The sequence below is a fragment of the Planococcus sp. 1R117A genome (assembly GCF_051417975.1).
In the GTDB taxonomy this organism is placed as follows: Bacteria; Bacillota; Bacilli; order Bacillales_A; family Planococcaceae; genus Planococcus; species Planococcus shenhongbingii.
Genome location: NZ_JBPRLO010000019.1, coordinates 1 through 634, shown reverse-complemented (window position 1 = coordinate 634; position 634 = coordinate 1). Strand labels below are relative to the sequence as shown.

At 54.1% G+C, this 634-nt stretch carries 1 rRNA gene; it reads left to right on the top strand.

Annotation, left to right across the window (positions count from 1 at the left end):
- Positions 1–43: 43 nt before the first annotated feature.
- Positions 44–634, top strand: a 23S ribosomal RNA gene (locus ACSFXN_RS19795); the annotation flags it as partial.

Genomic DNA, 634 nt, shown 5'->3' with positions numbered 1-634 from the left:
GCAACACAAGTGATGAGACCGAGTGATCGGTCGACTTTCTAATGGTTAAGTTAGAAAGGGCGCACGGTGGATGCCTTGGCACTAGGAGCCGAAGAAGGACGGCACTAACACCGATATGCTCCGGGGAGCTGTAAGTGAGCATTGATCCGGAGATTTCCGAATGGGGGAACCCCCTGCCCGTAATGGGGCAGGATCCATGTGTGAATTCATAGCACATGAGAAGGCAGACCCAGGGAACTGAAACATCTAAGTACCTGGAGGAACAGAAAGCAAATGCGATTCCCTGAGTAGCGGCGAGCGAAACGGGAACAGCCCAAACCAAGAGGCTTGCCTCTTGGGGTTGTAGGACACTCAATACGGAGTTACAAAAGCACGCGTTAGGCGAAGCGACCTGGAACGGTCCGCGACACTGGGTAACAGCCCCGTAGCCGAAAAGGCGTGCCCTCCTGAGTGGATCCTGAGTACGGCGGAACACGTGAAATTCCGTCGGAATCCGGGAGGACCATCTCCCAAGGCTAAATACTCCCTAGTGACCGATAGTGAACCAGTACCGTGAGGGAAAGGTGAAAAGCACCCCGGAAGGGGAGTGAAACAGATCCTGAAACCGTGTGCCTACAACTAGTCAAAGCCCGTT